Genomic DNA, 6,283 nt, shown 5'->3' on the forward strand with positions numbered 1-6,283 from the left:
CCTCCCGCGGTTGTTGCGGCAGTCCGCCCTGCCATGAGTTAGGTATGAAAATGAACAGTTTAGCGACATATTCAGGTCGTGTTAGGTAAGTCATCTCATATCATTGGTTAGTGAGAATAATTTTTGTGCAAACAAAAAGCAACCACTCTCGTGATTGCATTAGTATTTACCACTTTTCAGAAGTAGTTATTTTTGTAATAAAATCTGCTATCTTAGTAAGTTTTTTATTGGTAGCCGAGTCATTCGTTTGAACCTCAGCAGTCTCGATTTCAATCATTTTATCAAACTCTTGATCAAATGCTTCATCAGTCATCACAGCTTCAAACACAATGCCGAAATTGCGCTTCAAAGTAACAACTTCATCTTCAGTTAGATAGTCATTTATCTTTTGCATATTTTTTAGCATACCTTTCTTGTGTTTTATATGTGGTGACAACATTACCAGTAGCTGGATTAATTACAACTGTTGCTTGTTGGCCTAAATATTTACGCCCAACTTGGCCACTACCATTTACTTTATCTGGATAAACATGCAATGGATCAGTCAGTGCCTGCTTAATACTATAGACATCAACTGCTCGTTGAGCCATCCGTTCTGTTACATGCCTAGATACGCCAGATATTTCAACGCCATCTTTTGTTGCTACACCAATAATACCATTTTTTGAAATAGCCTGCTGATAGGCAAACCACTCATCAAATGTCTGACTTGGTACTTGTTCACCTTTGCCAGTTTCAGGATTACGTGACCAGCGTGTCGACGTTTCATCTGCTAATTCTTCGTACCAAGGTGCTGTGGTGCAACGACAATGCGCATGCATGACTGGATAATTGACGCCCTCTGACCGCTCTTTCAAATCAAATACTTTACCATCTAGATGTCGACAAGTATCACACGTATGTGTCTCTAACGTTGCCAAATACTCATATTTTTCAATACCCGATTCGGTATAAGCACTTGCTGTTGCCGCTTCAGTTGCATGTGCAACCTCCGTTGTGATTAATCTGTGAACTTGGTACTTTTTAAAGTTCCTAAACGTCAAACTTGTGTCTTTTATCAACCGGTCCGGACTATAACCCAAGGCAATACCACGACTGATAGTGTCTTGTAAGGCATTTGGTAATACCTCAGTCATATTCCCCCAGACACGGTGACTAAAATCATCACCAAACCATGGCTTGCTAATCACATTTTGTAATTGTTCAGCATCAAAGTGAGCAAAATCAGATGTGAACGAACTATTTTGAGATTGTGTATTGAACACCGTACGGTAATAAGTATCTTCAAATGTGTTAGTTAACATACCAAGCATCTTAAGCTGTTCTGGTTTAGCATAACCAGCTAAAATGTTCTTAATTTGTGCATCTAAAACTTGTAAACGACTAACTCGGCTACGATAATATTCAAAGTTTAACTCATCATCATAGCCACCTGCACGCGCTTTGTGTTCCCATTCATCTAACGTATTCTGCCATTGATGATTTTCAACACCACGCAATATTTTCTGCGCCTCATCAGCATTAATTGTGCCGTCTTCATCAGCGTACTTATTGGCCCATTTTTTGATAACATTTTCAACCTCAAGCGAAGCATTGGCCAATCGTTTTGCCATATCAAACTCATATTGTTCACCTTGATTTAATGCTGCATTTTTAATTTTCAAAGCGCGCTTACGCCAGTAGTCCGCACTATTCATTTATTAATCCTCGATGTCAGTACGTGCTGCTTGATTATCGTAAGTGTCTGTTTGATTTTGTCTTAATTCCAACTCATCTTGCCAATCATCAACAAGTGGATTACTTTTTGCAATGGCTTCATCACTGGTTACATTAGCTAACTTTGCAACAATATCTGCTTGTTCTGTGTCATCTTTTACGGCTGCTCGTGTCCATTTTTGTGTGATGCGCCGCTTCTCTGACTGACCATCGTTCAAATAACGTAAGACCGCACGTACCAACTCAGAAACACCTGGGCGAAACTCACTCTCAAGTGCAGCTGCTTTCAGTTCAAGTAGTGTGTAAATCATTTTCAAAGCCACACCTGTTTTGTTCGTCCCCATTTCAACACGAGATGGGTCAACACCTTGACCATGCAAGAATATCGCTTCTCGTGTTCTGTCTAATAAATCATCACGAGCTTGTACTGGAATATCAATCGTTAACTTATCAACACCTGATTGGTCATTGCCATCATATTTTTCTAAATTAAGCACTTGATCGCGCTTTAGTTTTTGTTTGAATTCATCAGCACTGCCGGCATCACCATAATTTGTTAATATCAGGATAACTTGTTGCACATCATCAACATCATTTACAAATCCAGAATACACACGGTCGAATACGTCAATTAACCCCTTGTAACGAGATAAATCCGAAGTACCATCTTGATTATTCATAAATGAAATGAATGGCACCGCACCTGTGTCATGCTTTAGAATATTGCTGTTATCTAAAGGTGATGCGGTTGTAATGTCAAACACTGGCACCCTAAAATCATACTCGAGCGCTGCATAACCTAAACCTTGTTGATGTTTGAAAAACTGCGCTTCCTTATCAGTCCAGTATTCATCGTAGATATAAGTGTCCCCAGTCTCTGTGTCGAGTGATTCATACGTTCGACGTACTGCCAACAACTTTTGTTCCAAGCTACTGTCATAAATTGGTGTAATCTGCGCTGGGTCAATCGTTGCAAAGTGAAATGCGCCCTCATTGTCTGTCCAATAATGTAACCACGCTGTGCCTGCATTAGCTGCATTAACAACTAATCTGTTAAAAATACGTGCATAATTATCTCCCAATACTTCAAGCGCCCTTTGATTTAATGCATCATCTTCAACGTCAAAAGTTGGGACAATACCACCGACATATTGTGCTTTTTGGTCAACCAGAATGCGATGATAACCATTACTGATACGATTGTCAGCCTTACGAATAAGTTCATCGTTTTTACCGTTTGCGTCAAGCGTATCTTGGCCACCTTTGTCACGTGTGATATCGTTTTTATTATTGTAATAACGCACTGACTCCTCATATTTAGCAGTCAATCGTGTCCGCAAATCATCAGTGCTTTTAAATACTTTTTTTGCTACTTCTAATTCCATGATTACCAACCAATCTTTGTCCTTGTGCTTAATACCGTGTAGACAAAATATCTGTCCGCATCCATCGCATGATCATGTTCCTTTACCGGTTTATCTTCGCCCTTATCTGCTGCCTTCTTGTCCCAAATATATGAGTTGATTTCCTTGAATGTGTTGACTGCTTTCGATGACCACTTAATCTTGCCCTCATTCATAGCTGACATCTGAGCTCTTATACCGTTAAGCACATCATTTCTAGCAGGAACAACTCGGAAACCACATTGTCTAAGTTCAGCCCTGAAACTAGCAGCAGCGGGATCAAGAATCATTTTGACATGCTTACGTTCTAAATGATTACGCTCATAAAACTCTTCTAGGTCTTCACGGAATTGGCTATCTGTCTTCTGCTTAGCTGTGTCACGTCCTGAATAATAATACTCATCAGTGTTGTACCAAATACCTTTGTAACGTGACCAGCGTTTAAATACGGTCGCATTCTGTGTACCATAATCTGCTGACACCCACTCTTCATCAAAAGAAATATTATCCGGCAAATCAACTACCATTCTGTCCTGGTCAAAGTTGTCATAAATGACACCCTCGGAGACTGACCATTGGCCAAGAATATAACGCTGATAAAATACACCTGAATACATGCGCTCATATCGTTCACGCGTGGCCAAACTCAATGATGGATTATCTTTCATCATAAAATGAATGCGTATCGCGTGATGTTTGGCAAGATTGTCTATCCATTCTTGCTTGAACCAATGATATGGCCCTTCTGGGTTACCATTGAACCAAAACTTCGCACCAGTATCAGAGGCACGAGCCGTGGCCTGATTAACAAAGCTCTGTGGCATCAACACCACTTCATCAAAGAAAAAGCCCGCAGTCGTGATACCTTGTACCAAGTCTTGCGAACTTTCATCTTTACCACCAAATAGGAAGTAAAAGTTTGTTGTATTGCCCTTTGTGATGTCGAGTCTGTTCTCACTACGATTATCCTTAACCGAGTAACCTGATGCACTCAACATTGACACCAAAGGTCTGATAACATTTCGTCTCAGTGATCCAATCGTTTTACCAGCCATGCCAAAGTTATGGCCATTAAATTCTGACATGGACCAAATAACATATCCTAAAGACATCACGACCGTTTTACCAGCACGAACCGACCCATCAGCAATAATTGTTTCTTTATCACGATAAGCTGCACTCATCCACCAAGACAACACCTGCATTTGTTTAATTGAAAATGGTTTAAAGTCAAAACTGACATTAAATTTAGGTTTCGATGCCATCATTTTCTCCAAATACGTTAGTGTTCTTAATTGCGTTGATTAAACCGTCTTCCGTCACATCTTCCTTGGCATAATCACCCATCATTTCAAGTAATCTGTCCCGGGCCTTATTCCGATCATGCAACTCCACAACCAATCCATCTTTACCTTTAGATACTTTCTTTAATGCCCAGGTATCTAATTCATTTTGGCTTTTTATCTGAACCCACGATTCGTGACGAACTATTGGATTTTCGTTAGTATCTAATCTAACATCCCCCTCGGAATCCGTTAGCAACACGTCGTACTCACCAAATCTTATGTACTCCCTTATATCAGCACGTGCTTCCTTTGCCAAGTCTTCTATCAAATCAAAAGCGCCAACGCTCAGCTCTTGTAATTTAGCTGCACGCAGACGCTTTATTTCTTCTTGAATGTCAACCTTTGTCAACAACCTGTGACCTAATGTTTTTGCCGATTGATAGTCAACACCGTAAACATTTATGTAAGACTGGGTAGCGTTAGATGTACGAAGAAACTCGAGAACAAAGGCTTTTCTCTTATCAGTGAGATCACTTTCACTTAATTCTTGAATAGCTTTTTCAGTTGGCTTTGACGTTGCATTTTTTGCAATGCGTTGCGTTTTTGTTGCAACATCGTTTTGCCAATGTCTCGACTTCCATGATCTAACCGTGCTAACTGATACACCATATTTATCAGAGATATCTGACAAATTCATGCCACCTTGAAAATCTTGCTCGGCTTCTTCATACTTTTTCATGTCATTTACGGCACCTCCTTTCAATGTTTTAGTGAAAAATAATTATGACTTGATCATTTTATGTTAGGTTTATAATATGGACCCTCAATTTTTGCTTTTCTATTTTGTTTTAACACATATTCGCACATTTCTATTGGTGCCTTAAGAGGTTTTGGATGGGCAGAAAATCTATTTGAATTTATACTTGAAAGAAACACTGTAGATAAACCTTTATTATACTTTGTAAGAAAACTCATAATTTTTCTATAAGAACTATTTACGTGCGCTAATTGTCCAGTACCTATAAACAAATCATATTCACTATAATTTGTTTTAATGAACTTTTTTATTCTTTCCTCATTAATTTTAAGACGGCAATCTAATTTATTATATTTCTGTTTTTTACATTTAGCTTCCTTTAGTTCGTTTATCTTATCCTGTACTGTAGTTGAGACTGAACAAATATGTGAAAAACTATTAATTATAACAACATTTTTATACTTTATTCCTATGGTTCTTAATATCAAATTGACAGTTACATCACTTTCTTCAGAACTAAATTCATATTTCTCTTCTAATTTGTGACGACCAGCGTGACTGGGATTCATTAGAAAGGCTATAAGTGTTCCTTCAACATCTGTATTTTTATTTATTGCTGTCAAATAATATCTTTCAGTATAATCATAATTAAACTTCGTCTTTAGCTTCTCAAAGTACCAATTTTTTTCAATTTTAACCATTATAAACCTCCACTAGCATTGATTATACTACTAGAGAACTTATACATTATTTAAGATTTAATTATTATCTCCTTAACCATATCATGTTCTTAACATAATCTATCTACCTGTTCTCCATCACTTCAGATACTTACTGATTTTTGGATTTTTCATGACGTTCAACACTCATTTTTTCTTTGCTAACAAAACAGACCAACGCGAAGAAACATTGATCTGTAGATACTCCTTTCTTTTCTATTTTAATTTTATGTACTAAAAAAACGCCGTTAGATTCAACGAACGAGCGTTTTTTTACTTAATTCATAACTTCATCAATACGTTGCTTTGCTATTTCAAAATATCTCGGATCCAACTCAATCCCAATAAAATCTCGATCTACATTCACAGCAGTAACACCAGTGCTACCAGACCCCATTGTAT

General features: G+C 38.1%; 7 protein-coding genes. All 7 read right to left on the reverse strand.

What is annotated here, in order from left to right:
- Positions 1-166: 166 nt before the first annotated feature.
- Entirely contained in the window at positions 167-394 is a 228-nt protein-coding gene (locus HNQ98_RS07010) for a hypothetical protein (protein WP_135197343.1), read from the reverse strand.
- Positions 378-1,697, reverse strand: a complete 1,320-nt coding sequence (locus tag HNQ98_RS07015; protein WP_135197342.1) for a minor capsid protein — start codon at positions 1,695-1,697, stop codon at positions 378-380. Before HNQ98_RS07015 ends, HNQ98_RS07010 begins: the two co-directional genes overlap by 17 nt.
- Before the next feature lie 3 nt (positions 1,698-1,700).
- On the reverse strand, positions 1,701-3,101 hold the full coding sequence (locus tag HNQ98_RS07020; RefSeq protein WP_135197341.1) for a phage portal protein: 1,401 nt from the start codon (positions 3,099-3,101) through the stop codon (positions 1,701-1,703).
- A 2-nt stretch (positions 3,102-3,103) separates the two neighbouring features.
- Complete coding sequence (locus HNQ98_RS07025) at positions 3,104-4,387, reverse strand: PBSX family phage terminase large subunit (protein ID WP_135197340.1); 1,284 nt, start codon at positions 4,385-4,387, stop codon at positions 3,104-3,106.
- Entirely contained in the window at positions 4,368-5,144 is a 777-nt protein-coding gene (locus HNQ98_RS07030; RefSeq protein ID WP_135198105.1) for a terminase small subunit, read from the reverse strand. The genes HNQ98_RS07025 and HNQ98_RS07030 overlap by 20 nt, the downstream gene beginning before the upstream one ends.
- A 53-nt stretch (positions 5,145-5,197) precedes the next feature.
- Positions 5,198-5,863 (reverse strand): DUF1643 domain-containing protein, encoded by a 666-nt coding sequence (locus HNQ98_RS07035; protein WP_135197339.1) that lies wholly within the window; start codon positions 5,861-5,863, stop codon positions 5,198-5,200.
- A 295-nt stretch (positions 5,864-6,158) separates the two neighbouring features.
- Positions 6,159-6,278 carry a DNA methyltransferase gene (locus tag HNQ98_RS07040; RefSeq protein WP_242451318.1) on the reverse strand — a complete coding sequence of 40 codons (120 nt, stop codon included), beginning with the start codon at positions 6,276-6,278 and terminating at the stop codon, positions 6,159-6,161.
- Positions 6,279-6,283 lie beyond the last annotated feature (5 nt).

Origin of the sequence: Leuconostoc carnosum (assembly GCF_014207505.1) — a bacterium.
Lineage (GTDB): Bacteria > Bacillota > Bacilli > Lactobacillales > Lactobacillaceae > Leuconostoc > Leuconostoc carnosum.